The sequence below is a fragment of the Streptomyces sp. NPDC003036 genome (genome assembly GCF_040611175.1).
Taxonomy (GTDB): Bacteria; Actinomycetota; Actinomycetes; order Streptomycetales; family Streptomycetaceae; genus Streptomyces.
Genome location: NZ_JBEXNO010000042.1, coordinates 24,902 through 50,986 on the forward strand (window position 1 = coordinate 24,902; position 26,085 = coordinate 50,986).

At 70.6% G+C, this 26,085-nt stretch carries 29 protein-coding genes, 1 tRNA gene and 1 riboswitch; of the genes, 21 read left to right on the top strand and 9 right to left on the bottom strand.

Going from position 1 to position 26,085, the window contains the following annotated elements:
- Positions 1–301: 301 nt before the first annotated feature.
- Both ABZX67_RS26630 and ABZX67_RS26635 read left to right on the top strand, forming a co-directional pair.
- Positions 302–1,723 (top strand): DEAD/DEAH box helicase, encoded by a 1,422-nt coding sequence (locus ABZX67_RS26630; protein WP_355364822.1) that lies wholly within the window; start codon positions 302–304, stop codon positions 1,721–1,723.
- A gap of 53 nt (positions 1,724–1,776) precedes the next feature.
- A complete protein-coding gene (locus ABZX67_RS26635) occupies positions 1,777–2,094 on the top strand; it encodes an SCO5918 family protein (protein ID WP_355364825.1) in 318 nt (105 codons plus the stop codon).
- A 32-nt stretch (positions 2,095–2,126) separates the two neighbouring features.
- Here ABZX67_RS26635 and ABZX67_RS26640 read toward each other — a convergent pair whose 3' ends face one another.
- Positions 2,127–2,537: an SsgA family sporulation/cell division regulator gene (locus tag ABZX67_RS26640; protein ID WP_355364828.1), complete on the bottom strand. Its 411-nt coding sequence runs from the start codon at positions 2,535–2,537 to the stop codon at positions 2,127–2,129.
- Between the two features lie 260 nt (positions 2,538–2,797).
- On the opposite strand from ABZX67_RS26640, the gene ABZX67_RS26645 reads away from it, so the two are divergent.
- On the top strand, positions 2,798–4,207 hold the full coding sequence (locus ABZX67_RS26645) for an RDD family protein (RefSeq protein WP_355364831.1): 1,410 nt from the start codon (positions 2,798–2,800) through the stop codon (positions 4,205–4,207).
- 73 nt (positions 4,208–4,280) lie between these two features.
- Entirely contained in the window at positions 4,281–4,982 is a 702-nt protein-coding gene (locus tag ABZX67_RS26650; RefSeq protein ID WP_355364834.1) for an RDD family protein, read from the top strand.
- On the opposite strand, the gene ABZX67_RS26655 is transcribed toward ABZX67_RS26650, so the two are convergent.
- Positions 4,968–5,225 carry a hypothetical protein gene (locus ABZX67_RS26655; RefSeq protein WP_355364837.1) on the bottom strand — a complete coding sequence of 86 codons (258 nt, stop codon included), beginning with the start codon at positions 5,223–5,225 and terminating at the stop codon, positions 4,968–4,970. The genes ABZX67_RS26650 and ABZX67_RS26655 overlap by 15 nt on opposite strands.
- 430 nt (positions 5,226–5,655) lie before the next feature.
- Here ABZX67_RS26655 and ABZX67_RS26660 point away from each other — a divergent pair, with 430 nt between their 5' ends.
- Complete coding sequence (locus ABZX67_RS26660; protein ID WP_355364840.1) at positions 5,656–8,115, top strand: immune inhibitor A domain-containing protein; 2,460 nt, start codon at positions 5,656–5,658, stop codon at positions 8,113–8,115.
- A gap of 121 nt (positions 8,116–8,236) precedes the next feature.
- Entirely contained in the window at positions 8,237–8,578 is a 342-nt protein-coding gene (locus ABZX67_RS26665; RefSeq protein ID WP_355364843.1) for a hypothetical protein, read from the top strand.
- 24 nt (positions 8,579–8,602) lie between these two features.
- Here the strand turns inward: ABZX67_RS26665 and ABZX67_RS26670 are convergent, their stop codons facing one another.
- Positions 8,603–9,190, bottom strand: a complete 588-nt coding sequence (locus tag ABZX67_RS26670) for a nicotinamidase (RefSeq protein WP_355364846.1) — start codon at positions 9,188–9,190, stop codon at positions 8,603–8,605.
- A gap of 106 nt (positions 9,191–9,296) precedes the next feature.
- The gene (locus ABZX67_RS26675; RefSeq protein ID WP_355364849.1) at positions 9,297–10,625 is read right to left on the bottom strand and encodes a nicotinate phosphoribosyltransferase; all 1,329 of its coding nucleotides are present in this window, start codon (positions 10,623–10,625) and stop codon (positions 9,297–9,299) included.
- Between the two features lie 115 nt (positions 10,626–10,740).
- Between ABZX67_RS26675 and clpS the strand changes: the two genes are divergently transcribed.
- The 8 genes from clpS (at position 10,741) to ABZX67_RS26715 (ending at position 16,615) form a co-directional block, all read left to right on the top strand.
- Complete coding sequence (clpS, locus tag ABZX67_RS26680; protein ID WP_355364852.1) at positions 10,741–11,046, top strand: ATP-dependent Clp protease adapter ClpS; 306 nt, start codon at positions 10,741–10,743, stop codon at positions 11,044–11,046.
- Positions 11,046–11,624, top strand: a complete 579-nt coding sequence (locus tag ABZX67_RS26685; RefSeq protein ID WP_355364855.1) for a DUF2017 domain-containing protein — start codon at positions 11,046–11,048, stop codon at positions 11,622–11,624. The genes clpS and ABZX67_RS26685 overlap by 1 nt, the downstream gene beginning before the upstream one ends.
- A 283-nt stretch (positions 11,625–11,907) precedes the next feature.
- Positions 11,908–13,323, top strand: a complete 1,416-nt coding sequence (locus ABZX67_RS26690; RefSeq protein ID WP_355364858.1) for an amino acid permease — start codon at positions 11,908–11,910, stop codon at positions 13,321–13,323.
- Positions 13,324–13,405: 82 nt separating this feature from the next.
- Positions 13,406–13,828, top strand: a complete 423-nt coding sequence (locus ABZX67_RS26695) for a M67 family metallopeptidase (protein WP_355364860.1) — start codon at positions 13,406–13,408, stop codon at positions 13,826–13,828.
- An 87-nt stretch (positions 13,829–13,915) separates the two neighbouring features.
- The gene (locus tag ABZX67_RS26700; protein WP_355364863.1) at positions 13,916–14,032 is read left to right on the top strand and encodes a putative leader peptide; all 117 of its coding nucleotides are present in this window, start codon (positions 13,916–13,918) and stop codon (positions 14,030–14,032) included.
- A gap of 107 nt (positions 14,033–14,139) precedes the next feature.
- Positions 14,140–14,472, top strand: coding sequence for a MoaD/ThiS family protein (locus ABZX67_RS26705; RefSeq protein ID WP_355364866.1), 333 nt, complete (start codon positions 14,140–14,142; stop codon positions 14,470–14,472).
- On the top strand, positions 14,472–15,422 hold the full coding sequence (locus tag ABZX67_RS26710) for a cysteine synthase (RefSeq protein ID WP_355364869.1): 951 nt from the start codon (positions 14,472–14,474) through the stop codon (positions 15,420–15,422). Before ABZX67_RS26705 ends, ABZX67_RS26710 begins: the two co-directional genes overlap by 1 nt.
- Before the next feature lie 440 nt (positions 15,423–15,862).
- Positions 15,863–16,615 carry an MBL fold metallo-hydrolase gene (locus ABZX67_RS26715; RefSeq protein WP_355364872.1) on the top strand — a complete coding sequence of 251 codons (753 nt, stop codon included), beginning with the start codon at positions 15,863–15,865 and terminating at the stop codon, positions 16,613–16,615.
- Between the two features lie 41 nt (positions 16,616–16,656).
- Here the strand turns inward: ABZX67_RS26715 and ABZX67_RS26720 are convergent, their stop codons facing one another.
- The gene (locus tag ABZX67_RS26720; protein WP_355364874.1) at positions 16,657–17,919 is read right to left on the bottom strand and encodes a PTS transporter subunit EIIC; all 1,263 of its coding nucleotides are present in this window, start codon (positions 17,917–17,919) and stop codon (positions 16,657–16,659) included.
- A gap of 211 nt (positions 17,920–18,130) precedes the next feature.
- Positions 18,131–19,417 (bottom strand): PTS transporter subunit EIIC, encoded by a 1,287-nt coding sequence (locus tag ABZX67_RS26725; protein WP_355364877.1) that lies wholly within the window; start codon positions 19,415–19,417, stop codon positions 18,131–18,133.
- Between the two features lie 197 nt (positions 19,418–19,614).
- Here ABZX67_RS26725 and ABZX67_RS26730 point away from each other — a divergent pair, with 197 nt between their 5' ends.
- The 4 genes from ABZX67_RS26730 to rdgB all read left to right on the top strand — a co-directional run bounded on the left by ABZX67_RS26730 (position 19,615) and on the right by rdgB (position 21,745).
- Complete coding sequence (locus tag ABZX67_RS26730) at positions 19,615–19,848, top strand: PTS glucose/sucrose transporter subunit IIB (RefSeq protein WP_107417711.1); 234 nt, start codon at positions 19,615–19,617, stop codon at positions 19,846–19,848.
- A 76-nt stretch (positions 19,849–19,924) separates the two neighbouring features.
- Complete coding sequence (gene rph / locus ABZX67_RS26735; protein ID WP_355364881.1) at positions 19,925–20,668, top strand: ribonuclease PH; 744 nt, start codon at positions 19,925–19,927, stop codon at positions 20,666–20,668.
- Positions 20,669–20,747: 79 nt separating this feature from the next.
- A complete protein-coding gene (locus ABZX67_RS26740; protein ID WP_355364884.1) occupies positions 20,748–21,131 on the top strand; it encodes a hypothetical protein in 384 nt (127 codons plus the stop codon).
- 11 nt (positions 21,132–21,142) lie between these two features.
- Positions 21,143–21,745 carry an RdgB/HAM1 family non-canonical purine NTP pyrophosphatase gene (gene rdgB / locus ABZX67_RS26745; protein ID WP_355364886.1) on the top strand — a complete coding sequence of 201 codons (603 nt, stop codon included), beginning with the start codon at positions 21,143–21,145 and terminating at the stop codon, positions 21,743–21,745.
- A gap of 58 nt (positions 21,746–21,803) precedes the next feature.
- Here the strand turns inward: rdgB and ABZX67_RS26750 are convergent.
- Both ABZX67_RS26750 and bcp read right to left on the bottom strand, forming a co-directional pair.
- A tRNA-Leu gene (locus ABZX67_RS26750) sits at positions 21,804–21,887 on the bottom strand.
- 64 nt (positions 21,888–21,951) lie between these two features.
- On the bottom strand, positions 21,952–22,419 hold the full coding sequence (bcp, locus tag ABZX67_RS26755; RefSeq protein WP_355364888.1) for a thioredoxin-dependent thiol peroxidase: 468 nt from the start codon (positions 22,417–22,419) through the stop codon (positions 21,952–21,954).
- 123 nt (positions 22,420–22,542) lie between these two features.
- Here bcp and ABZX67_RS26760 point away from each other — a divergent pair, with 123 nt between their 5' ends.
- The 3 genes from ABZX67_RS26760 (at position 22,543) to ABZX67_RS26770 (ending at position 23,678) form a co-directional block, all read left to right on the top strand.
- Complete coding sequence (locus ABZX67_RS26760; RefSeq protein ID WP_355364891.1) at positions 22,543–22,863, top strand: DUF3618 domain-containing protein; 321 nt, start codon at positions 22,543–22,545, stop codon at positions 22,861–22,863.
- Positions 22,864–22,906: 43 nt separating this feature from the next.
- On the top strand, positions 22,907–23,245 hold the full coding sequence (locus ABZX67_RS26765; protein WP_031076289.1) for a co-chaperone GroES: 339 nt from the start codon (positions 22,907–22,909) through the stop codon (positions 23,243–23,245).
- Between the two features lies 1 nt (position 23,246).
- Positions 23,247–23,314: riboswitch (guanidine-III (ykkC-III) riboswitch) on the top strand.
- A 43-nt stretch (positions 23,315–23,357) separates the two neighbouring features.
- Positions 23,358–23,678 carry a multidrug efflux SMR transporter gene (locus tag ABZX67_RS26770; RefSeq protein ID WP_355364895.1) on the top strand — a complete coding sequence of 107 codons (321 nt, stop codon included), beginning with the start codon at positions 23,358–23,360 and terminating at the stop codon, positions 23,676–23,678.
- Between the two features lie 14 nt (positions 23,679–23,692).
- Here the strand turns inward: ABZX67_RS26770 and ABZX67_RS26775 are convergent, their stop codons facing one another.
- On the bottom strand, positions 23,693–25,924 hold the full coding sequence (locus ABZX67_RS26775) for a transglycosylase domain-containing protein (RefSeq protein ID WP_355364949.1): 2,232 nt from the start codon (positions 25,922–25,924) through the stop codon (positions 23,693–23,695).
- Between the last annotated feature and the right edge of the window lie 161 nt (positions 25,925–26,085).

The window sequence follows — 26,085 nt, forward strand, 5'->3', positions numbered from 1 at the left end:
GTCGCTGGGGCCCGCACCGTGGGTGTGGGCCCCAGCTCGTTTACCCCCTGCTCGCGCCCGTCGGCTCCGACGGGATCGGCACCTCCGGCCGGACGAATCCGTCCAGGCTCTCGCGCCCCGAGTACCGACGCACTGCGCTTCGGCTCGCACTCCGGCGCCCTCTTCAAGACGAACCATCCGTCGCCCCCGTCGGCCCGGCTCTGTTTCGTCTTTTTCTTCGGCTCGTTCTTGCGGATTTCCATGCGGCTCACCGCCGCTGGGAGGAATTCCTCGATACGTTGCCGCATCGAGGAAGGTTCTCATGAACCGCACCGCTCGCATGAACACCCGCTCACACTCCTCCTCCCGCCCGGCCTCCCGCCCGGCCTCCCGCCCGGTCGCGTCCGGCCCCCGCGAGTTCGCGCTGCCGGTCACCCGCACCGCTGCGCTGCCGGCCGTCGAGACGTTCGCCGACCTCGGCCTGCCCGACCGGCTGCTGGCCGCGCTCCGCTCCGAAGGCATGACCGTGCCGTTCCCGATCCAGGCCGCGACGCTGCCGAACTCGCTGGCCGGCCGGGACGTCCTGGGCCGAGGGCGTACGGGCTCCGGCAAGACGCTCGCGTTCGGCCTGGCCCTGCTGGCCCGTACGGCCGGGCAGCGCGCCGAGCCCCGCCAGCCGCTGGCCCTCGTCCTCGTACCCACCCGGGAACTGGCCCAGCAGGTCACCGACGCGCTCACGCCTTACGCCCGGTCGCTGCACCTGCGGCTCACCGCGGTCGTCGGCGGTATGCCGATCGGCCGCCAGGCGAACGCCCTGCGCAACGGCAGCGAGGTCGTCGTGGCGACCCCCGGCCGCCTCAAGGACCTCGTCGACCGGGGCGCCTGCAGCCTGGACCGGGTCGCCATCACCGTCCTGGACGAAGCCGACCAGATGGCCGACATGGGCTTCATGCCCCAGGTGACCCAGCTGCTCGACCAGGTACGGCGCGAAGGACAGCGCCTGCTCTTCTCCGCGACGCTCGACCGGAACGTCGACCTCCTGGTCCGCCGCTACCTGACCGACCCGGTGGTCCACTCCGTCGACCCCTCCGCGGGGGCCGTCACCACGATGGAGCACCACGTGCTGCACGTGCACGGCGCCGACAAGCACGCCACCACCACGGAGATCGCCGCCCGCGACGGACGAGTGATCATGTTCCTGGACACGAAGCACGCCGTGGACCGGCTGACCAGGGACCTCCTGGCCGTCGGGGTGCGGGCCTCCGCCCTGCACGGCGGCAAGACCCAGCCTCAGCGCAGCCGCACGCTCGCGCAGTTCAAGACCGGGCACGTCACGGTCCTGGTGGCCACCAACGTCGCGGCCCGCGGCATCCACGTCGACAACCTCGACCTGGTCGTCAACGTCGACCCGCCGAGCGACCACAAGGACTACCTGCACCGCGGCGGCCGCACGGCCCGCGCCGGCGAGTCCGGCACGGTCGTCACGCTCGTCCTGCCCGCCCAGCGCCGCGGCATGAACCGGGTGATGGCCGACGCCGGCATCACCGCGCGGGTGACCAAGGTCCGCTCGGGCGAGGCCGAACTGAGCCGCATCACCGGCGCCCAGATGCCCTCGGGCGTCCCCGTCACCATCAGCGCCCCCGCCGTCGAACGGGCCGGACGCGCCGACTCCACCACGCGCGGACGACGGAGCCGGCCCGCGCGCTCGCGCGGCCGCTCCTCCGCCCCGCGCACCGCCGCGTAACCCCAGGCTCATCCGTCCCTTCCGGATCTCCCCTTCGACCCCCGCGAGGAACCATGCGCTGCGTCATCGCCAACTTCCCCTTCGACCTGTTCAAGTCCGACGTGCAGGAAGCGATGAGGGGCATCAAGCCCGAACCCGTCTCCGGCGAGTCCGTGACCATCGGCCGCCGCACCTACCCGCTCAAGCAGGTCGGTGAAGTGATCACCCGGCAGGACCGCCGCGACTTCACCGCCGGTGAGGTGCGCAGGGCGCTGACCAAGCTCGGCTTCACCTGCCACTCGGCCACCGCCACCCTGCCCGCGCCCGCCCAGACCCCCCTGCAGACGGCGGCCGCACTGCTGGGCACGCCGGCCCCGCAGGCCCAGCTCTAGAAGCTCCTCCGGACGGCTTCGGGCTTCCGGCTTCAGGCCAGCAGCTCGGCCAACTCCTCGTCCAGGCCGAGCTGCTCCGCCTCTGCCCCCGGCGGCACCACCCGCAGCGTCCGCTCCAGCCACGCCGACACCGCCACGGCCGGCACCTCCAGGAGGGCGTCCCCGTCCGGCGACGTCAGCGCCATCAGCACGACCGCGCGCCCGTCGAGCGTGGTGGGCCAGATCCGCACGTCGCCGTGGCCGCAGGGCCGGAAGACCCCCTCCACGAGCAGCTCCCGGGCGAAGGTCCAGTTCACCGGGTGGTCGGAGCCGACGTGGAAGGTGATGTGCACGGCGTACGGGTCGTCGGTGCGGTACGTCAGCCGGGCCGGCACGGGGATGCTGCGCTCCGGCGACAGCACCAGGTTCAGCTCCAGCTCGCGTTCGACGGCGGTGTGCTCCATGGGACGCTCCTTCTCCTGCTCCTCATGCGGGGTCCTGGAGTGGCCCCGCACCGGTGGAGAGGCGCTCCCCCCTCCGTCATTACGCGACACGGGCGGGGAATTTCTCATTACTTTCCGTGATGTTGTCCCCGGTGTCCGTCACCTGATCGGTCAAGCTCGCTCGAACACGGTCTTTGCCCGTCTCCTTCTTACGGCTCCGGCGTTCTTCGTTAATGTCCTCCCTGGACATGCGGTGTCGTGAAGGAACGGAGTTGGGGGCTGTGGCTACACCTCCTGGTGACGGCGGGAACGTACCCCTGGCGGGGTACTACCCCGATCCGTCCATCCCCGGATACATCCGGTACTGGAACGGTGCCGCCTGGGTGCCCGGCACAAGCCGGCCCGCGCCCGAGGAGGGCGAGGCGATGCCGACGCCGCCCGCCTCGGCAGCCCCGGCCGCCCCGGCTCCCGCCCCGGCGCCGAGGCCGTCCGTCGAGGAGACCGGCCCGGTCTTCTTCGACGAGGAGGAGGCCGCCGAGGAGGCGGCCGCCAGGCAGGAGCCCGCGTCCGCCTGGCAGGCCGACGCCTCGCGTCAGACCGGCTTCGGCGGCGACCGCGACCGCCGGGTCTCCTGGGGCGCCGAGAGCGCCCAGGCGCAGCCGTCGGGCGCGGTGGCGGACCCGCGCGTTCCGGCGGGTACGGACCCGACGGGCGGCGCGCTCCCGGGCGTACGGAAGGTGGAGCCCCGCTCCGACGGCACGGTCACCATCCGCGCCCAGAAGCCCGCGCCCACGCCCGCCCCGGCGCCCGCGCAGGAGCGGCCCGCCGACGGCACCATGACCATCCGCGCCCTCGGCACGGACGCGCCGCGCACCCCGCAGGTCCCGGCCCAGCACCAGCCGCCGGCGCAGGCACCGCAAGCGCAGCCGGCATCGCAGGCCCAGGTCCCGCAGCCCGCCCCTGCACCGGCACCCGCGCCGGCCCCGCAGCCCGCTCCCGCCCCCGCGACGCCCGTCTCGCACGGCGCCGGCGGCGGGGCGGCCTCCTGGGCCCAGCAGGTGCACCAGCTCGCGCAGCCGCCGCAGGCGCCCCAGGCGGCGCACCAGCCGCTCCAGCCGGAGCCGCAGCAGGCGCCGCCGGTCGTGCCGTGGAAGCCCCCGGTGGAGGACCCCTTCCTGCGTGCCGCCCGGGCCCAGGCCGCGGCCCGCCCGGCCCCGCTCGGCAAGCGGCTGGCGGCCCGGCTGATCGACACCCTGGTCCTGGGGGCGGCCGCCGGAGCCGTCGGCGTACCGCTCGTCTCCAAGGCGATCGACCACATCGACGGCAAGATCCAGCAGGCCAAGCAGTCCGGCGAGACGGTCACCGTCTGGCTGCTGGACTCCACCACGTCCACGTACTTCGGCATCACGCTCGCCGCCCTGCTGATCCTCGGCGTGCTGTACGAGGCGCTGCCGACCGCCAAGTGGGGCCGCACCCTCGGCAAGCGGGTGTGCGGCCTGGAGGTGCGGGACATCGAGTCGCACGCGCCTCCGGCGTTCGGCGCGGCGCTGCGCCGCTGGCTCGTCTACAGCGTGCCGGGCCTCCTCGTCATCGGGATCGTGGGCGTCCTGTGGGCGCTGATCGACCGCCCGTGGCGCCAGGCCTGGCACGACAAGGCGGCGCACACCTTCGTGGCGGGCAAGGGCGAGTAGGGCGGGTAGGGCGGGTAGCCCGAACGGCCGGTGATCCGTTGCGGGTCCCCGGCGGGCGGGATGCACTGCCCACATGAGCAACGAACCGCCGCCGCCCGGTCAGCCGCCCGAGGACGATCCGTTCCGCAAGAGGCCGCCCGAGGAGCCGCCGCCCCCACCGCCCCCGGGCGGCGGCGGTGGTCCCTACGGCGGCCCGCACGGCGGCAGCCCCTATGGCGGCGGCGGTGGCCCGTACGGCGGTGGTCCGTACGGCGGTGGCGGCGGTCCGTACGGCTACGGCGGCACCGACCCGCTCGCGGGCATGCCGCCGCTCGCCGACTCCGGCAAGCGGGTGCTGGCCCGGCTGATCGACTGGTTCCTCGTCTTCGTACCGCTGGCCCTGATCGGCCTGCCGTTCGACATCTACGACCGCGTGGCCGAGGAGTCCGACCTCGCGGACGTCTGGCAGACGACGAACGACGGCGGCCAGTGGGCGTTCCAGCTCATCACGATCGTGGCGTACATCGCCTACGACACCCTCATGACGACGAAGTGGCACGGGCAGACGGTCGGCAAGCGGCTGATGGGCCTGCGGGTGGCGATGCTCAACGACGGGAGCGTGCCGAACACGAGCGCGGCGCTGACCCGGGCGATCGTGCTGTGGCTGCCCGCGCTGGTGTGCTGCGCCTGCCTGTGGCCGTTGCTCCTGCTGATCCTGATCCTCGTCGACAAGCCGTACAAGCAGGGCCTGCACGACAAGGCGGCCAGGACCGTCGTCGTGTCAACGACGCACTGAATGCGGGGCGGCGGCCTCGGCGCGCGGGCGCGGCACCCGGGCGTCGCCGGCCGCCGCCCTCGCCTTCGCCTTCGCGGGTACGGGCATGGTCAGCGCGACCAGCAGGCCGAGCAGCAGCGCGCCCACGCCGATCAGCGCGACGCCGAGCCCGGTGGTGGTGCGGGAGAGCAGCAGCATGGCGACGGTCGAGAAGACGACGGTGGCCGAACCGTAGGCGAGCTGTGCGGCAGTCGGACGCGGCATGTCGGAACCGTCCTCAATGCATCGGTATGGGTGACTCGCAACTCGGTCGCACTCACCGGCGACTCTACGAGGGTGGATGCCCGTGAGGAACCGGCAGTAAGCGTGACCTAACCCACGGTACCGGTGTATGGGGGGCGCACAGAATCACGGCCTATGCCAATTGGCCGGAAGAGGGCGGGAGGTGACGCGATCCGCCGTCACCGCCCGTACGGTGGGGCCTACATGACCCTCGCGGCGAACTCGCGTGCGCGGCCGCGCCGTTCGTCCGGAATGCGGATCATGGTTCACACATAGTGGCTTGGCCTGTTCAAGTCAAGATCTGTCTTTTCGCGCGTCCATCCGGTCGAATGTCGTCACTTATGGCGCGACTCGCACGCGGATATCACTTCGACCCCCCATCCGCGGATCGCGGGCGCGGGGAGGACATTAAGTGACCAGCAGACGACGCGCGTTCAGAGCGTCCGCGGTGATCGTGGCCCTGGCGGCCACCGCCGCGACCGCCTCGGCCCTCACCACGGCCCAGGCAGACAACCGCCCCGACCACGGCATCGAGCGCCACGACCCGGCGCCCGGCGCGCACGAGGCCGGGGACGCCCACGGGGCCCCGGGGCACGACCACGCCGCGAAGGTCGACCACGACCTCGACGGCCCGTTCAGCAAGCAGCAGGCGCAGCAGCGCGAGGCGGCGCTGGAGCAGGTGCTGGCCGGCGACCTGAAGGTGGAGCGCAGGGGTGCCTCCCAGGTCGTCAAGCTCGACGACAAGAAGTACGTCGAGCTGGGCCGCGAGAAGACCGACAAGATCTTCACGATCCTGGTCGAGTTCGGCGACAAGGTCGACAACGAGACGCTCGTCGACCGCGCGGACGACGACACCACCGAGAAGAAGCCCAAGTTCGGTGGCACGCCCGGCCCGCTGCACAACCAGATAGCCGAGCCGGACCGTTCGAAGGACAACTCGACGGCCTGGCAGAAGGACTACAACCAGAAGCACTTCGAGGACCTGTACTTCGGCACCGGCAAGGACCCGAAGACCGGTCAGCAGAAGCACTCGCTCAAGACCTACTACGAGAAGACCTCGTCCGGCCGCTACTCGGTCGACGGCGCGGTCTCCGACTGGGTCAAGGTCGAGTACAACGAGGCCCGTTACGGCTCGAACTACTGCGGCAACAGCAACTGCGCCAACGTCTGGGACGCCGTCCGCGACGGTGTGACCGCCTGGACCGCGCAGCAGAAGGCGGCCGGCAAGACCGACGCCGAGATCAAGGCGCAGCTGACCCAGTACGACCAGTGGGACCGCTACGACTTCGACGCCGACGGCAACTTCAACGAGGCCGACGGCTACATCGACCACTTCCAGATCGTCCACGCCGGCGAGGACGAGTCCGCGGGCGGCGGCGCCCAGGGCTCCGACGCGCTGTGGGCCCACCGCTGGTACGCGTACGGCACCGACGCCGGCAAGACCGGCCCGGCGCACAACAAGGCCGGCGGCACCCAGATCGGCGACACCGGCATCTGGGTCGGCGACTACACCATGCAGCCGGAGAACGGCGGCCTCGGCGTCTTCGCCCACGAGTACGGCCACGACCTCGGTCTGCCGGACCTGTACGACACCTCCGGCAAGGCGGGCGCCGAGAACTCCACGGGCTTCTGGTCCCTGATGTCGTCCGGTTCGTGGCTCGGCCTCGGCAAGGACTCCATCGGCGACATGCCGGGCGACATGACCGCCTGGGACAAGCTGCAGCTGGGCTGGCTCAACTACGAGAAGGCCAAGGCGGCGACGAAGTCCACGCACACGCTGGGCGTCGCGGAGTACAACACCAAGAACCCGCAGGCGCTCGTCGTCGAGCTGCCGAAGAAGAAGGTCACCACCCCGGTCGTGAAGCCCGCCCAGGGCGCCACGCAGTGGTGGAGCGACATGGGTGACGACCTCAAGAACACCCTCACCCGGTCCGTCGACCTCACCGGCAAGTCCCAGGCCGAGCTGACGCTCGACGGCTGGTGGGACATCGAGAAGGACTACGACTACCTCTACACCGAGGTGTCGACCGACGGCGGCAAGAACTGGACGGCCCTGGCCGGCACCGCCAACGGCAAGCCGATCCCGGCCGACGCCAGCGGCGCCCCGGCGCTGACGGACGTCTCCGGCTCCTGGCAGAAGCTGGTCTTCCCGCTGGACGCCTACGCCGGCAAGAAGTTCGACCTCCGCTTCCGCTATCAGACGGACGGCGGCGCGGGCGGCAAGGGCTTCACCGCCGACACCATCGCGCTGACCGCCGACGGCGCCCCGGTCTTCTCGGACAACGCCGAGAACGCCGACGCCGCCTGGACGGCGAAGGGCTTCTCCCGCATCGGCGAGTCCTTCACCAACGAGTACGAGCAGTACTACCTCGCCGAGAACCGCCAGTACGTCTCGTACGACGCGACCCTCAAGGTCGGCCCGTACAACTTCGGCTTCGCGGCGCCGATGGACAGCTGGGTGGAGCACTACCCCTACCAGACCGGTCTGCTGGTCTGGCAGTGGGACACCTCCCAGAAGGACAACAACACCGCCGTCCACCCGGGTGAGGGCCTGATCCTGCCGGTCGACGCCCACGCCAAGCCGCTGAAGTGGACGGACGGCACGCTGCTGCGCAACCGGATCCAGGCGTACGACTCGCCGTTCAGCCACTACCGCACGGGCGGCATCACGCTGCACAAGGCGGGCGTTCCGCTGAAGATCGGCTCGCAGGCCGGCGTCCCGGTCTTCGACGACCGCAAGGGCGTCTACTACTACGACGACAACCCGCGCGCGGGCGTCAAGGTAACTGACACCAACACCAAGATCTCGATCGTCAAGCAGCCGAAGAACGGCCGGACGATCACGGTCCAGGTCGGCCCGTCGGCGAAGTAACCACATCGTCGCAGGTCAGAGCATGATCGGCCGTCGCCCTCTAGCGGGCGGCGGCCGATTCTGTTTAGGTGCGTGGTGGCCCGTCTTATTGACACACCATCTCACGGGGGAGTGGTACAGGATGCCCGGTGGAGGTTTCACCAAGTTGCCCGGCGGCAGCGTGGTGGTCGCGCTCAGCCTGCCGAACCCGGTCGGGGACGGCTCCACCGTGCGCGTCCTGGTCCACGCCCCGAACCGCGCCCGGGCTCTCACCCGGCTGCGCAACCTCGGCCTGCGCTCGGTCTACCTCCGGGGCAACCTCCACCCGCCGACACCGGACGAGATCACCGCCGTCCTCCACCACCCGGACGGCCTGCTGTGGCGCACCTGCCCCGAGGGCGCGACGGAGCTCTGGCACCCGATACGGGCGCTGCTGCCCCAGGTGCGGACCTGGGGCGTCCCGCGCCTCGCCGACGGAGCGTAGGTCCCTGGCGGCCGCCTACGGCCGTCAGACGACCGGCTTGCCCGTCAGCTCCACGCCCGCCGCGCGCAGCTCCTCCAGGGCCCGCTGGGTGGTCTCCTCGGAGACGCCCGCCGTCAGGTCCAGCAGCACCTGGGTTCTGAAGCCCTCGCGGGCCGCGTCCAGGGCCGTGGCCCGCACGCAGTGATCGGTGGCGATGCCGACCACGTCGACCTCCGTCACCTCGCGCTCCCGCAGCCACCGCGCCAGCGGCACGTCGTTCTCGTCCGTGCCCTCGAAGCCGCTGTACGCCGCGTCGTACGCGCCCTTGTCGAAGACCGCGTCGATCGCGCCCGAGGCGACCGCGGGGGCGAAGTTCGGGTGGAAGCCCACGCCCTCCGTACCGGCCACGCAGTGCCGGGGCCAGGAGGTGACGTAGTCGGGGGCGTCGGAGAAGTGGCCGCCCGGGTCGACGTGGTGGTCCCGCGTGGCCACCACGTGCTGGTACACGGCTCCGGCGGCCTCGCCGATCAGGTCCGTGATGGCGGCGGCGACGTCCGAGCCCCCCGCCACCGCGAGGCTGCCGCCCTCGCAGAAGTCGTTCTGAACGTCCACGACGATCAATGCGCGGTGCATGGCGGGTGTCCTTCGGTGGTGGGGGACGGCGGGGATGGCAACGAGCCTAGAGACTTCGCCCGCCCGGCGGGAGGGGGCCCAGGAGCCCGGACGCACGCACGCGTCCTCACACGTACTCCGTCGGGATCACCGGCTCGCCCCGCGACAGCTGCGTCGCCGACATCGGCAGCCCCGCCCGCGCCGCGATGTGCCGCTCGCGCGCGGCCTCCAGCGGCTCGCGCGCCACGATCTCGCCGCCCTTGACGAGCTCGACCAGCAACTGCCGGTCGGTGAGCTCGGACGGCACCGGGCCCGTGCCGACGACCTCCGCCTCGGCCGCGCCGTCCGCGTCCAGGCGCCGCGCGGCCCACTTGCGGCCGCCGATCGACATCTTCGCGCCGAGCGACTTCTTCGCCACCGGCCGCAGCGGCGCCCGCGGGTCCGCCGACTCGGCCCGGGCGACGAGCTTGTAGACCATGGAGCAGGTGGGGTGGCCGCTGCCGGTCACCAGCTGCGTACCGACGCCGTACGCGTCCACCGGCGCCGCCGCCAGCGAGGCGATGGCGTACTCGTCGAGGTCCGAGGTGACGATGATCCGCGTGTCGCGCGCCCCCAGCTCGTCCAGCTGCTGGCGCACCCGGTGCGCCACCAGCAGCAGGTCGCCGGAGTCGATGCGCACCGCGCCCAGCTCGGGCCCGGCCACCTCCACGGCGGTACGGACGGCCTCGGTGACGTCGTAGGTGTCGACGAGCAGCGTCGTACCGCGGCCCAGGGACTCCACCTGCGCCCGGAAGGCGTCGCGCTCGGTGTCGTGCAGCAGCGTGAAGGCGTGCGCGGAGGTGCCGACGGTCGGGATGCCGTAGCGGAACCCGGCGGCCAGGTCCGAGGTGGAGTCGAAGCCGCCGACGTACGCGGCGCGGGCCGAGGCGACCGCGGACAGCTCGTGGGTGCGCCGGGCGCCCATCTCGATCAGCCGCCGCCCGCCGGCCGCCGACGACATCCGGGAGGCCGCGGCGGCGATGGCCGAGTCGTGGTTGAGGATCGACAGGATCACGGTCTCCAGCAGCACGCACTCGCCGAAGGAGCCCTCGACGCGCAGGATCGGCGAGCCGGGGAAGTACACCTCGCCCTCGGGGTAGCCCCAGATGTCGCCGCCGAAGCGGTAGTCGGCCAGCCACTCGAGGGTCGGCTCGTCGACGATGCCGCGCTCGCTCAGGAAGCCGAGAACGCCCGCGTCGAAGCGGAAGTTCTCCACGGCGTCCAGGACGCGGCCGGTGCCGGCCACGACGCCGTACCGCCGTCCCTCCGGTAGGCGCCGGGTGAAGACCTCGAAGACCGAGCGCCGGTCGGCGGTCCCGCCCCGCAGGGCGGCCTGGAGCATCGTCAGCTCGTACTGGTCGGTGAAGAGCGCGGTAGACGGCACGTCCACCGGCAGCCCAAGATCCGCAGCGTTCATATGACGGATGCTACCTCCAATACTCGTCAGAGTGACGATTTCTCTCGGGGTCCGAGATCCGCTTCGGCGGGGCCGGTTTGTGCGGTGGCCCACCTCCAGTGGCAGCATGGGCTAGGTGAGTGTTGCTCCCACTGAGATCGAACGCCCCCAATCGGCCGAAGAGTCGTTCGCCGTCGTCGAGCCCGACGTGCCCTGGGTGACGATCGTGCACAACGACCCGGTCAACCTCATGAGCTATGTCACCTACGTCTTCCAGGCGTATTTCGGCTACCCCAAGGACAAGGCACACAAGCTGATGCTCGACGTGCACCACAAGGGAAGGGCCGTGGTCTCCAGCGGCACCCGCGAGGAGATGGAGCGTGACGTGCAGGCCATGCACGGATACGGACTGTGGGCGACGCTCTCCCAGGACCGCGGCTGATGAGCGGGCACTTCGAGGCGCTGCCGGGCGGCGGCGCGGCCGTCCTGCTCGACGAGGTCGAGATCTCCATTCTCCGCTCCCTGGCGGTGCAGCTCCTGGAGCTGATCGGCCCCGGTGAGCAGCCCACCCAGGGCGAGGACCCCCTGGCCGAGCTGTTCCGCGACGGCCCGAGCGAGCCGCCGGCCGACCCGGGGCTGGCCCGGCTCTTCCCGAACGCGTACGCGGACGACGACGAGCAGCTGCGCGCCATGTCCGCCGAGTTCCGCCGGTTCACCGAGAACGACCTGCGCACCCGCAAGCGGGAGGACGCCCTCGCCGTTGTGCGGAGCCTGGACACGCTGACCGTGGCCGGGGAGGGTGCCGCCGTCCTCAAGCTCTCCGCCGACGAGGCGCGCCGCTGGCTCGGGGCGCTCAACGACCTGCGGCTGACCATCGGCACCCGGCTGGAGGTCACCGACGAGGACGAGAACGACGAGCTGTACCGGCTGCCGGACAGCGACCCGCGCAAGCCGATGGTCATGGCGTACCTCTGGCTCGGCGCGCTGCAGGAGACGCTCGTCGAGACCCTGATGCCGTGAGGGCGCCGCACTGCTGACGGCGTCCGCTCAGCGGACGCTCAAATCCGCATAACGATCGGATTACCCGGACACCCCTTTCGGTCGCGTAAAGGGGTGTTTGTCCTGTTTTCGCTGTGTCTCAATTCACATCACGCCTACTCGATCAACGGTGCGGCCGTGATAAATCTGCACGATCGCCCGGGAACGCCACCCCTGTTGCCCGGGTGCGCTTGGGCCGGCTGATCGCCGGTGGCACTCCATCCATATCCGGGGGGATCAGCGTGGAGAAAGGCGCAGCAGAACGATGACCTCAACGCAGGTCGGCAACCAGCACGACAGCCACGTCGCCGGTGAGGGCGAGGGCTACCAGCGGGGCCTCGGAGCCCGGCAGATCCAGATGATCGCGATCGGCGGAGCCATCGGCACGGGGCTCTTCCTCGGCGCGGGCAAGGCCATCTCCAAGGCGGGCCCGAGCCTCATCCTGGCGTACGCCATCGCGGGTCTCGTGATCTTCTTCATCATGCGGGCCCTGGGCGAGCTGCTCATGTACCGCCCCGTCTCGGGCTCCTTCTCGGAGTACGCCCGCGAGTTCATCGGCCCCTTCGCGGGCTTCGTCACGGGCTGGACGTACTGGCTGTTCTGGGTCATCACCGGAATGACCGAGGTCACCGCCGCGGCCACCTACATGACGTACTGGTGGGACATCCCGCAGTGGGTCTCGGCCCTGGTCTTCACGGTCATCCTGTACGGCGCGAACCTGATCTCGGTGAAGCTCTTCGGTGAGCTGGAGTTCTGGTTCTCGATGATCAAGGTCACCGCCATCATCGGCATGATCCTCATCTGCGCCGGCATCCTCACCATCGGCTTCTCGGACGCCGCCGACACCGCGTCCATGACCATGCTGTGGTCCGAGGGCGGGTTCTTCCCCAAGGGCATCGGCGGCACGCTGATGACCCTCCAGATCGTGATGTTCGCCTTCCTCGCGGTCGAGCTGGTCGGCGTCACCGCCGGCGAGTCCAAGGACCCCAAGGTCACGTTGCCGAAGGCCATCAACACCGTCCCGTGGCGCATCGCCGTCTTCTACGTCGGCGCGCTGATCATGATCCTGTCGGTCGTGCCGTGGACGCACTTCCAGCCGGGCGTCTCGCCGTTCGTCGCCGCCTTCGAGAAGATGGGCCTCGGCATCGGCGCCGCCATCGTGAACTTCGTGGTGCTGACGGCCGCCCTGTCCTCCTGCAACTCGGGCATGTACTCCACCGGCCGCATGCTGCGCGACCTCGCGCTCAACGGCCAGGGCCCCAAGGTCTTCACCAGGCTGACGAAGTCCGGCACCCCGCTCCTCGGCACCACCTTCTCGGCGGCGCTGATGCTCGTGGGCGTCTGGATCAACTACGTCGCCCCCGGCAAGGCCTTCGAGTACGTCGTCTCCTTCGCGACCATCTCCGGCATGTGGGCCTGGATCGCGATCCTGGTCTCGCACATCCGCTACCGCGCCGCCGTCAAGCGCGGTGAGGTGCCGGAGTCGGAGTTCAAGGCCCCCGGAGCGCCCTTCACCAGCTGGTTCGCGCTGCTGTTCATCTTCGGCGTGATCGTCATGATGGGCATCGACGAGGGCTCACGGGTCTCGCTGTACTGCGCCCCGCTGTGGGCCCTGCTCCTCGGCGTCAGCTACCTGTTCCTGAAGAACCGGAACCCGGAGAACACCGCCTTCAAGCGATGACGCTGTAGCCGGCTGTCCAGCATGTGGGCCCGCCCGTACCACTCCTCGGTACGGGCGGGCCCCTCTGCTTATCCTGATGCGCATGCTGACCATCACACGGGCCCTCTACGACCAGATCGTCGCGCACGCACGCGAGGACCACCCGGACGAGGCCTGCGGCGTGGTCGCGGGCCCGGCCGGCTCCGGACGCCCCGAGCGCTTCATCCCGATGCTCAACGCCGCGCGCTCGCCCACGTTCTACGAGTTCGACTCGGGCGACCTGCTGAAGCTCTACCGCGAGATGGACGACCGCGACGAGGAGCCGGTCGTCATCTACCACTCGCACACCGCGACCGAGGCGTACCCGTCGCGCACGGACGTCAGTTACGCCAACGAGCCCGGCGCGCACTACGTCCTGGTGTCGACGGCGGACGCGGACGCCGCGGGACCCTTCCAATTCCGCTCGTTCCGGATCGTGGACGGCGAGATCACCGAGGAAGAGGTCCAGGTCGTCGACGCGTACTGAGCGCGGCGTCTCGCCAGGCGGGCGGAAAGCGTCCGCCATGCGAGATCACACTCCAGGATCCGGACCGGGAATCGATACGATGACCGCATGGTTTCCATCGACGTGAGCGAACAGACGCCGGGCACCGTGCTGCTCGTGGCGCGGCTGCACGTCGACCTGTGCCGCCTCGCCAGCGCGATGTGTCCACCGCGCTGCGCCGCCTGAGCGCGTCTCTCCGCACCGCCTCCCGCACCGCCGCGCGTGCCCTTTCGGGGACGCGCACGCTGTACGCCTGCCTGCCTTCGACTCACCTTCCGACAGGAGCCCACGCCATGGCCATCGAGGTCCGCATCCCGACCATCCTCCGCACCTACACCGACGGCGCCAAGGCCGTCGAGGGCAGCGGGGAGACCCTCGCCGACCTCTTCGCCGACCTCGAGACGCGGCACACCGGCATCCAGGGCCGCATCGTCGACGAGGGCGAGCTGCGGCGGTTCGTGAACGTCTACCTGAACGACGAGGACGTCCGCTTCCTGGACGGCATCAACACCAAGCTGTCCGACGGCGACAACGTCACGATCCTCCCGGCTGTCGCGGGAGGTTCTGCCGCGGCGCAGCCGCGTCCGGCCGGGGTGGCGGCCGGGCGACGGGCGGGCACGCGCTGATGCGTTACGACAGCCCGCTCGCGGCGGTCGGCAACACGCCGCTGGTGCGCCTGCCGCGCCTGTCCCCCTCCGAGGACGTACGCATCTGGGCCAAGCTGGAGGACCGCAACCCCACCGGGTCCATCAAGGACCGGCCGGCCCTGCACATGATCGAGCAGGCGGAGAAGGACGGCCGGCTCACCCCCGGCTGCACCATCCTCGAGCCCACCAGCGGCAACACGGGCATCTCGCTCGCGATGGCGGCCAAGCTCAAGGGCTACCGCATCGTGTGCGTGATGCCCGAGAACACCTCGCAGGAGCGGCGCGACCTGCTGGCCATGTGGGGCGCCGAGATCATCTCGTCCCCGGCCGCCGGCGGCTCCAACACGGCCGTCCGGGTCGCGAAGGAGCTCGCCGCCGAGCACCCCGACTGGGTGATGCTCTACCAGTACGGCAACCCCGACAACGCGGGCGCGCACTACGCCACGACGGGTCCGGAGATCCTCGCGGACCTGCCCTCCCTCACCCACTTCGTGGCGGGCCTCGGCACGACGGGCACGCTGATGGGCGTCGGCCGCTTCCTGCGGGAGCACAAGCCCGATGTGAAGATCATCGCCGCGGAGCCGAGGTACGACGACCTCGTCTACGGCCTGCGCAACCTCGACGAGGGCTTCGTCCCCGAGCTGTACGACGCCTCCGTCCTCACCTCCCGCTTCTCGGTCGGCTCGGCCGACGCGGTGACCCGCACCCGGGAGCTGCTCCAGCAGGAGGGCATCTTCGCGGGCGTCTCGACGGGTGCGGCGCTGCACGCGGCGATCGGCGTCGGGAAGAAGGCGCTCAAGGCGGGCGAGAGCGCGGACATCGTCTTCGTCGTGGCCGACGGCGGCTGGAAGTACCTCTCGACGGGCGTCTACACGGCCCCGACGACGGAAGCGGCCATCGAAACCCTCCAGGGCCAGCTCTGGGCGTAGCCCTGCGGGGCGCGGGCGACTGCGTGGGCGGCACCTGCCGGTGGGGTGCGGGGCGGTGCCCCTCCGGGCTCGACTCCTCGGCATTGGCGGCCTTGGGTTCGTACGGACGCGGAATGGTTTCCGCGCGGCCAACGCCTGCGGGCCCTGCACGGCCCCACCCCGGGGTCGTCGCCCGGCTGTCCGGTTGTGGGCAAACGTTCCGCAAGGCGGAACGGGTGGGCACAACCGGCCCACGGCCCGCAGACGAACAGGGGTCCGGGGCGGAGCCCGGTTACGGGAAGGGGTGGGGTGGGGGAGAGGCCCGATCCGGTGACAGCGCGGGTGAGTTCGACCACAAGCGGCCACTGCGAAGGAGCGGCCCGCCCTCCCGCGCCTTACGCTCGGTAAACCGCACGACCTCCCCCCAGCGCCCCGCCCCCGTCCACGGAGGTTCACGCTCCATGAAGCTCACCGTCGTCGGCTGCTCCGGGTCGTTCCCGTCCGCGGAATCGGCCTGCTCGAGCTACCTCGTAGAGGCCGACGGCTTCCGGCTGCTCCTCGACCTGGGCAACGGCGCCCTCGGCGAGCTGCAGCGCCACACCGGTCTGTACGACCTGGACGCGATCTTCCTCAGCCATCTGCACGCCGACCACTGCATCGACATGTGCGCGTACTTCGTCGCCCGCTACTACCGGCACGAGGGCGGCCGCTGCGCCCCCCTCCCGGTGTACGCGCCCGACGGCGCCGAGCAGCGGCTGACGACGGCGTACGCGGACACGCCGTCCGACACGTCGATGAGCGAGGTCTTCGACTTCCACACGCTCAAGCCCGGCACCTTCGAGCTCGGCCCCTTCCAGATCCGTACGGAGAAGGTGTGCCACCCGGTCGAGGCGTACGGCATCCGCATCGAGCACCAGGGGAAGTCGCTCACGTACTCCGGCGACACCGGTGTGTGCGACGAGCTGGACACGCTGGCGGCCGGGACCGATCTGTTCCTTTGCGAGGCGTCGTTCACGTACGGCAAGGAGGACATCCCCGGCCTGCACCTGAACGGCCGCGAGGCGGGCGCGCACGCCGCCCGGGCGGGGGCCAAACGGCTGGTGCTCACGCACATCCCGCCGTGGACGGACGGCGAGCGGAACCTCGCCGACGCGCGGGCGGTCTACGACGGCCCGGCGGAGCTGGCGCACGCGGGCGCCGTGTACGAGGTATGAGAAAGGCCCCCGGGTGACCGGGGGCCTTCTTCGTGGGGGGCTTACTTCGCTTCGGCCTTCTGGAGCTCGGCGAGCTCCTCGTCGGACTCGCGGCCCGGCGTCGGCAGGTTGAACTTGGTGATCGCGAAGCGGAAGACCGCGTAGTAGACCGCCGCGAAGCACAGGCCCACCAGGGCCAGGCCCCACGGGTTGGACGCGATGCCCAGGTTGAGGACGAAGTCGACCGCGCCGGCGGAGAAGCCGAAGCCGTCCTTCATGCCCAGCGCCCAGGTCAGCGCCATGGAGACACCGGTGAGCACGGCGTGCACGGCGTACAGCACCGGCGCGATGAACATGAAGGTGAACTCGATCGGCTCGGTGACACCGGTGACGAAGGACGTCAGGGCGAGCGAGAACATCATGCCGCCGACGACCTTGCGGCGCTCGGGGCGGGCGCAGTGCACGATCGCGAGGCAGGCGGCCGGGAGGGCGAACATCATGATCGGGAAGAAGCCGGTCATGAACTGTCCGGCGGTCGGGTCGCCGGCGAGGAAGCGGCCGATGTCGCCGCTCTTGCCCTCGTACGAACCGGCCTGGAACCAGGGGAAGCTGTTCAGCAGGTGGTGCATGCCGATCGGGATCAGCGCGCGGTTGGCGACACCGAAGATGCCCGCGCCGACGGCGCCGGAGCCGACCAGCCACTCACCGAGGTTGTGCAGGCCCGTGCCGAGGACCGGCCAGATGTAGCCGAAGACGATGCCGATGACCAGGCCCGCGAAGGCGGACAGGATCGGGACGAGACGGCGGCCGCCGAAGAAGCCCGCCCAGTCGGGCAGCTTGGTGCGGTAGAAGCGCTGGTAGAGCAGGGCGACAACGATGCCCATGACGACACCGCCGAGCACCTTCGCGTCGACCGGGGCCTCCAGCATGACGACCTTGCCGTCGACGACCTTGCCGACCTTGGGGAGGTTCGGGTCGGTGAAGGTGCCCAGGACGTTCTTGAAGACCAGGTAGCCGGCGACGGCGGCGAGCGCCGTCGAGCCGTCCGACTTCTTCGCGAAGCCGATGGCGATGCCCACGGCGAACAGCAGCGCCATGTTGTCGAGGATGGCGTTGCCGCCCGCGGCCATGAAGCCCGCGATCTTGGTGACGAAGGTCGGGAACGACGCGCGGCCGAGCATGTCGTCGTGGCCGAGCCGCACCAGCAGCGCGGCGGCCGGCAGCACGGCGACCGGCAGCATGAGGCTGCGGCCGATCCGCTGCAGGACGGCCATCACGCCGGCGCCCTTCTTCTTCTCCGCCGCGGGGGCGGTGGCGGTGGACATCAGGTTCCTCCAGGTGGCAAGGCGCCGCCCGGGGACATTGATGTCTAATGGGGGACGGCGGCGTCTCCGTGAACGCGGTGCAACACCGCGTGGTCTACACCATTGAGTGGTGTAGACCTGTTGTAGCACGGTGAGGGTTAGATAAGGAACTTGCAATTTGATAACGCCGAAGGGGCCCCGTAATCGGGACCCCTTCGGCGTGAGCGGGCGGCTACGGCTTGGTGACGTCCGTCTCCGCCTCCTCGGGCTCCCGGCCCGGCGTCTTCAGGTCGAACGCGGTGATCGCGAAACGGAAGATCACGTAGTACACCGCCGCGAACGCGAGACCGATCGGAATGATCAGCCACGGTTTCGTCGCCAGCCCCCAGTTGATGACGTAGTCGATCAGGCCGGCCGAGAAGCTGAACCCGTCCTTCACGCCGAACGCCCACGTCACCGCCATCGACACGCCGGTCAGCAGGACGTGGATCACGTACAGCACGGGCGCGACGAAGAGGAACGAGTACTCGATCGGCTCCGTGATGCCGGTGACGAACGAGGTGAGGGCCACCGAGAGCATCAGGCCGCCGACCTCCTTGCGGCGGTGCGGCTTGGCGCAGTGGGTGATGGCCAGCGCGGCGGCCGGCAGGGCGAACATCATGATCGGGAAGAAGCCGGTGGTGAACTGCCCCGCGTCCGGGTCGCCCGCCAGGAACATGCTGATGTCACCGTGCACCACCGTGCCGTCCGGCTTGGTGTACGTGCCGAACTGAAACCACACGGGGACGTTGAGGAACTGGTGCAGCCCGATCACCAGCAGCGCGCGGTTGGCGATGCCGAAGAGGCCGGCGCCCCACGCGCCGAGGCCCACGAGCCAGTCGCTGAAGTCCTCCAGCGCGTCGCCGACCGGGGGCCACACGAAGAGGCAGACGACGGCGAAGGCGATGGCGACGAACGACATGATGATCGGCACGAGCCGGCGGCCGTTGAAGAAGCCCAGCCAGTCCACCAGCCTGGTGCGGTGGTACCGCTGCCAGAAGAAGGCCGTGAGCAGGCCCATGACGATGCCGCCGAAGACGCCCGGATTCTGGTACGTGTACGCCACGAAGGTGTCGTCCGCGCCCAGGCAGCCGCCGTTGACGTCCGTCGTGCCCGGCGGGCAGTCCTTGGGGAAGGCGCGCAGCACGCCCCGGTAGACCAGGAAGCCGGTGACCGCGGCGAGCGCGGTGGAGCCGTCCGCCTTCTTGGCCATGCCGATGGCGACGCCCACGCAGAAGAGCAGCGGCAGGCCCAGATCGGCGTCGAGCAGCGCGCCGCCCGCGCCCGCGATCACCTTGGCGACGTCGTTCCAGCCCAGGCCGTCGGCGCCGAAGACGTCCGGCTGGCCGAGGCGGTTGAGGATGCCCGCCGCGGGCAGCACGGCGATGGGCAGCTGGAGGCTGCGGCCCATCTTCTGCAGCCCCTGGAAAGCGCCGGTCCACCGCTTCTGCCTCGGCGCGGCCGTGCTGTCGGAGCTCATCGGCGTCCTCCTGGTCTCCTGCGAGACTGGTGTAGACCAGTTGCGATATCGTAGGCGCTGGTGATCGTCATCCTTGGCTACAAGCCGGTCATGTGCCCGCGAAGATGGGCCAACCGTGCGTTACGGTGACGAAAGACCTAGGTGGGCCGAGCAGCGCTCAGTGCTCCGAAACGGCTCTTGGACGCAGGGAGAAGGACATGGCCAGCAAGGCTGAGAAGATCGTCGCCGGGCTCGGCGGCATCGACAACATCGAAGAGGTCGAGGGCTGCATCACCCGCCTGCGCACCGAGGTCAACGACCCCGGCCTGGTCGACGAGGCCGCGCTGAAGGCCGCCGGCGCCCACGGCGTCGTCAAGATGGGCACCGCGATCCAGGTCGTCATCGGCACCGACGCGGACCCGATCGCCGCGGAGATCGAAGACATGATGTGAGCCACCCCCGCTCACCCGCATGGGCCCGTTCCGGAACCGGAACGGGCCCTTCGCGTGAGGGGGCTAGGCTCATCCCATGTCTCGAATCGACGGCCGCACCCCCGAACAGCTCCGCCCGGTCACCATCGAACGCGGATGGAGCAAGCACGCCGAGGGCTCCGTCCTCATCTCCTTCGGCGACACCAAGGTCTTCTGCACCGCCTCCGTCACCGAAGGCGTCCCGCGCTGGCGCAAGGGCAGCGGCGAAGGCTGGGTCACCGGCGAGTACTCGATGCTGCCCCGCGCCACCAACACCCGCGGCGACCGCGAGTCCGTGCGCGGCAAGATCGGCGGCCGCACCCACGAGATCTCCCGCCTCATCGGCCGCTCCCTGCGCGCCGTGATCGACTACAAGGCCCTCGGCGAGAACACCATCGTCCTCGACTGCGACGTTCTCCAGGCCGACGGCGGCACCCGCACCGCCGCCATCACCGGCGCGTACGTCGCCCTCGCCGACGCCGTCGCCTGGGCCCAGCGCAACAAGCTCGTCAAGGCCGGCCGCAAGCCGCTGACCGGCACCGTCGCCGCCGTCTCCGTCGGCATCGTCGACGGCACGCCGCTGCTCGACCTCTGTTACGAGGAGGACGTGCGCGCCGAGACCGACATGAACGTCGTCTGCACCGGCGACGGCCGCTTCGTCGAGGTCCAGGGCACCGCCGAGGCCGAGCCCTTCGACCGCAAGGAGCTCAACGCGCTCCTCGACCTCGCCACCGGCGGCTGCGCCGACCTCGCCGAGATCCAGCGCCGGGCGCTGGCGGAGACCCTCTCACAGCAACCATGACAGGTCCGGCTGCGTCCGTACGAGTACGGGCGTACGGATCGACCCGTACGCCCGGCCAACCCCAGGAGGACACCACCCCATGCGCCGACGCCGTACCGCAGCCCTGGCCGCCGCCACCGCCGTGCTCGCCCTGACCGCCGTAACGGGCTGCGGCGCGCTCGGCAAGGCCATGGACTGCGTCCAGGCCGCCGACGCCATCGCCACCAGCGTCGACAAGCTGAGCCAGGCCGCCTCGTCCGCCACCAACGACCCCACCCAGCTGAACGAGTCCCTCGACGAGATCGACAAGGAGCTCGCCTCGCTGAAGGACAAGACGGACAACGCCGACCTGTCCAAGGCCGTCGACGACCTCGGCAAGGGCGTCGACAGCGTCCGCACCGCCGTGAAGAACGGCGACACCTCGCCCGACATCAAGCCCGTCACGGACGCGGCCACCGAGATCGGCAAGGTCTGCACCCCGTAGATACTGGGGGCATGAGCCGCCTGATCCTCGCCACCCGCAACGCCGGGAAGATCACCGAACTGCACGCCATCCTCGCCGACGCGGGTCTCCACCACGACCTCGTCGGCGCGGACGCCTTCCCCGAGGTCCCCGACGTCAAGGAGACCGGCGTCACCTTCGCCGAGAACGCCCTCCTCAAGGCGCACGCCCTCGCCCAGGCCACCGGCCTGCCCGCCATCGCCGACGACTCCGGCCTCTGCGTCGACGTCCTCGGCGGTGCCCCCGGCATCTTCTCCGCCCGCTGGGCGGGCCGCCACGGCGACGACAAGGCCAACCTGGAGCTGCTGCTGGCCCAGCTCGCCGACATCGCCCCCGAACACCGCGCCGCCCACTTCGCCTGCGCGGCCGCCCTCGCCCTCCCCGACGGCACCGAGCGCGTGGTGGAAGGCCGCCTCCGCGGCACCCTCCGCCCCACCCCCACGGGCACCGGCGGCTTCGGCTACGACCCGATCCTCCAGCCCGACGGCGAGACCCGCACCTGCGCGGAACTGACCCCGGCCGAGAAGAACGCCATCAGCCACCGGGGCCAGGCCTTCCGCGCCCTGGTGCCGGTGATCCGGGAGCTGGTCGCCTGACGGCCGCGACGGACACGCCGAAGGCCCAGCCCCTGCGGGGGCCGGGCCTTCGCTCACGTGCGGCCGGAGGGACTCGAACCCTCACGGGTGTTACCCCACTGGGACCTAAACCCAGCGTGACTGCCAATTCCACCACGGCCGCGTGCTCGCCCCCATCGTAGTGGGCGACGCGTGACCCGTTGGCGGGACGGCCGGATGACGGGTCCTCAGATCCCGAGGTCCTTGATGATCTTGGCGACATGGCCGGTCGCCTTCACGTTGTACAGGGCGCGCTCGACGTTGCCGTCCTCGTCGACGACGATCGTCGAGCGGATCACGCCCGTCACCGTCTTGCCGTACAGCTTCTTCTCGCCGAACGCGCCGTACGCCGCCAGCGTCTCCTTCGACGGGTCGCCGACCAGCGTGACCTTCAGGTCCTCCTTCTCGCGGAACTTCGCGAGCTTCTCCGGCTTGTCGGGTGAGACGCCGATCACGTCGTAGCCGGCGTCCGCCAGCAGGTCGAGGTTGTCAGTGAAGTCGCACGCCTGCTTGGTGCAGCCGGGCGTCAGCGCGGCCGGGTAGAAGTAGACGATCACCTTGCGGCCCTTGTAGTCGGCGAGCGAGACGTCCTTGCCGTCCGCGTCGGGCAGGGTGAAGGCGGGGGCGGTGTCACCGGGCTGCAGTCGCTCGCTCATGGTCTCTCTCTCCTGGCTCGGGCGTACGCCTTCAGAGCCTAATGGGGGTCTGGGACAGTGAGCGGGCCGTTGAGCTGACAGACTGTCCACCACGGATTTGGACAGACCTACGGAGGCAGCGCGGTGTCGGAAGCCAGGACCCCTGCGCAGATCGAGGCGGACATCGTCCGCCGTCGTGAGCAGCTCGCCGTCACGCTCGACGAGATCGGCGTGCGCATGCACCCGAAGACGATCATCGGGGACGCGAAGGCCAAGGTGGCGTCGACGGTCGACCAGACCGCGGGGCGCGCCTTCGTCACCGTGAACCGTGTTGTCACGGACGTGAAGCGACGGTTCGTCGCGGAGGACGGCTCGCCGCGGCTGGAGCGGGTCGTGCCGGTGGCGCTGCTCGCGATCGGCGTGGTGGGGCTGCTCGCCGTGTCCGTGCGGCGCCGAAAGGGCTGACCCTTCGGCGCACGCGCCGCGCCGGGCCAGGTAGTTTCGTGGGGTGAGCGAGAACACCCACGACAAGCTGCCCATCCGCATGCTGCACGACCGCGTGCTGGTACGGAACGACACGCCCGAGGGCGAGAGGCGCTCGGGCGGCGGCATTCTGATCCCGGCGACCGCCGCCGTCGGCCGCCGGCTGGCCTGGGCCGAGGTGGTCGCGGTCGGTCAGAACGTACGGACCGTGGAGCCCGGTGACCGGGTGCTGTACGACCCCGAGGACCGTGCCGAGGTCGAGGTGCGCGGTGTGGCCTACGTCCTGATGCGGGAGCGCGACCTGCACGCGGTCGCCGCCGACCGGTTCGAAGGCTCGGAGGACTCGACGGGGCTGTACCTGTAGCGCCGGTTTGTTACGGTTGAGGAACCCGACGAGACGCGCCGTACCGGGTTGACGCAAAGACGACGCACCCCTGTTGTCCGTTCGTTTTCGCGTTCACGGAGGTGCCGCCGTCATGGCATGGGTTCTGCTGATCATCGCCGGTCTGCTCGAGGTCGGCTGGTCGATCGGGATGAAGTTCACCGACGGGTTCACGCGGCTGTGGCCGAGCCTGCTGACCGGCGCCGGCATCGTCGCCAGCATGGCGCTGCTGTCGCAGGCGGCGAAGACCCTGCCGATCGGTACGGCGTACGGCGTGTGGGTCGGCATCGGCGCGGCCGGCGCGGCGGTGGTCGGCATGGTGGTCCTGGGGGAGCCGGCGACCGCCGCCCGGATCTTCTTCGTGTGTCTGCTGCTGGTCGCGGTGGTCGGTCTGAAGGCCACCTCGGGCCACTAGGCGCACACGGGCCACTAGGGCGCGTCTTGTGGATCCCGGCTCGCCCCCCGAGGCGCTTGGAGCGCCTCCCAGGACTCCCAGGCTTCCCAGGGCTTCTGGTCCGTCGGGGCCGGGGCCTGCGAGGGTGCCTCAAAGGCCTCGGCTGTCTCGGGTGCTTCCGACGAGGGGGCGGCCGGGGCGCTTCGGACGCGCGGCTCGGCCGGGGGTGCCTGGCGCGCCGGGGCCGTGGAGCCCGCGAGGGCGCCGCCGCCCCGGTCGTGTCTCGGGCCGGCGTTCTCCGTGTCCGGGCTGCGGCGGTCGAAGCCGTCCCGTTCCTCCCGTCCGTCCGATCCGTCCGAGGGGTCGGGGCGCGGCTCCATGCCCTCCGCGATCCGCAGGTCGAAGTCGCGTACCGCCGTGCCCGCCAGGGCCTCGCGGGTGTACTGGGCCCAGATCTCCGCCGGTGCGCCGCCGCCGTTCATCCGCTCCAGGCCGAGCGCCCCGTACAGCGGCTTCTGGCCGCCCGTCTTCGGGTCCTGGCCCATCACGGCGACCACGGTCGCGAGGTTCGGCGTGTAGCCGGCGAACCAGGCCGCCTTGTCGTCCTCCGCCGTGCCGGTCTTGCCGGCCGCCGGCCGCCCCGCCGCCTGGGCCGCCGTGCCCGTACCGCCCTCGATGACGCCGCGCAGCACCGCCGTGGTCGTGTCCGCCGCCTCGCGGCTGACCGCCTGGGTGGTCTCGGCGCCGGGCAGCTCCAGGTCCTCGCCGTCCCGCTGCACCCGCTCGACCAGCGAGTACGCGCTGTGCCTGCCGTGGTTGGCGAGGGTCGCGTACGCCTGCGCCATGTCGAGTACGGAGGCGGTGGCGGGGCCGAGGGCGATCGACGGCGACGGGTTCAGGTCCGGGGTGTCGACGGGCAGGCCCAGGTTGATGGCGGTCTGCTCGACCTTGGCCGGGCCGACGTCCACGGCGAGCTGGGCGTACACGGCGTTGACGGACTTGTCGGTGGCGGTGGTCACGGGGATGCTGCCGTACGACACGTCGTCCTCGTTCGCCGGGTTGTACGCCGGTCCCGTCCAGCCCTCCACATGGCGCTGGTTGGTGCCGTCGTACGTCGTGTTGGGCGTGATGCGCTCGCCGCCCTGGGTGCGCGAGCCGTGGTGCACGGCGGCGGCGAGGACGAACGGCTTGAAGGTGGAGCCGACCTGGTAGTCGCGGCGCGTCGCGTTGTTGACGTACTGCTTGGTGTAGTCGACGCCGCCGTACATGGCGAGGACCTTGCCGGTGGCCGGGTCGAGGGAGACGCCGCCGACGCGTACGAAGCGGTCGGTCTCGTTGCCCGTGGGGTCGAGCCGCGCCATGACCTGGTCCTCGACGGCCTGGATGAACGCGTCCTGCTTCCGCTTCTGCAGGGTGGTGGTGATGCGGTAGCCGCCGCGCGCGAGGTCCTTGCGGTGCAGCACGCCGTGGTTGGTGAGGTAGTCCTGGACGGCCTGGATGACGTAGCCGCGCTGACCGGACAGCCCGATGGTGGAGCGCGCCGCGAGCGGCGTGGGGAAGACGGCCTCGGCGCGCGCCCTCGGGGTCAGCCAGCGCTCCTTGACCATCGCGTCGAGGACGTACACCCAGCGGGCGATGGCCCGGGGCCGGTTCTGGGGGTGGGTGGCCACGTCGTACGCGCTCGGGGCGTTGAGCAGCGAGGCGAGGTACGCGCCCTCGGCGACGTCGAGGTCCTCGACGTCCTTGTCGTAGTAGGCGTGGGCGGCGGCCTGGATGCCGTAGGCGTTGCGGCCGTAGTAGCTGGTGTTGAGGTAGCCCTCGAAGATGTCGTTCTTGGTCTTCTCGCGGTCGAGCTTGATCGCGATGAAGAACTCCTTCACCTTGCGGGTGATGGTGCGTTCCTGGCCGAGGTAGTAGTTCTTGACGTACTGCTGGGTGATGGTGGAGCCGCCCTGGGTGCCCTTGCCGGTGAGGGTGTTCCAGGCGGCGCGGAGCATCGCCTCGGGGTCGACGGCGGCCGCCGAGTAGAAGTCGCGGTCCTCGGCGGCGAGGACGGCGTGCTGGACGTGGGACGGGATGCGCTTCAGGCGGACGTTCTCCCGGTTGACGCTGCCGTCGCGGGCGATCTGGGTGCCGTCGCTGTAGAGGTACACGTTCGACTGGGCGGTGGCGGCGGCGTTGGCGGGCGGGATGTCGACGAGGTGGTAGCCGGCGAAGAAGCCGCCGACGAGGAGGAGGCAGGCGAAGAGGAAGCCGCCGAGCAGCATGCGCCAGGTCGGCACGGCGCGCCGCCACCCGGTGCGCCTCTCGCGCCGCTGCTGCTTGCGGTCCTTCGGCGGCCGCTGCTTGTCGCGGGGTCCGGAGCGGGTGCCGGGGTGGGTGCCGGTCGTGCGGGTACCAGTGCTGCCGGTGCCGGTCGCGTCGGTAC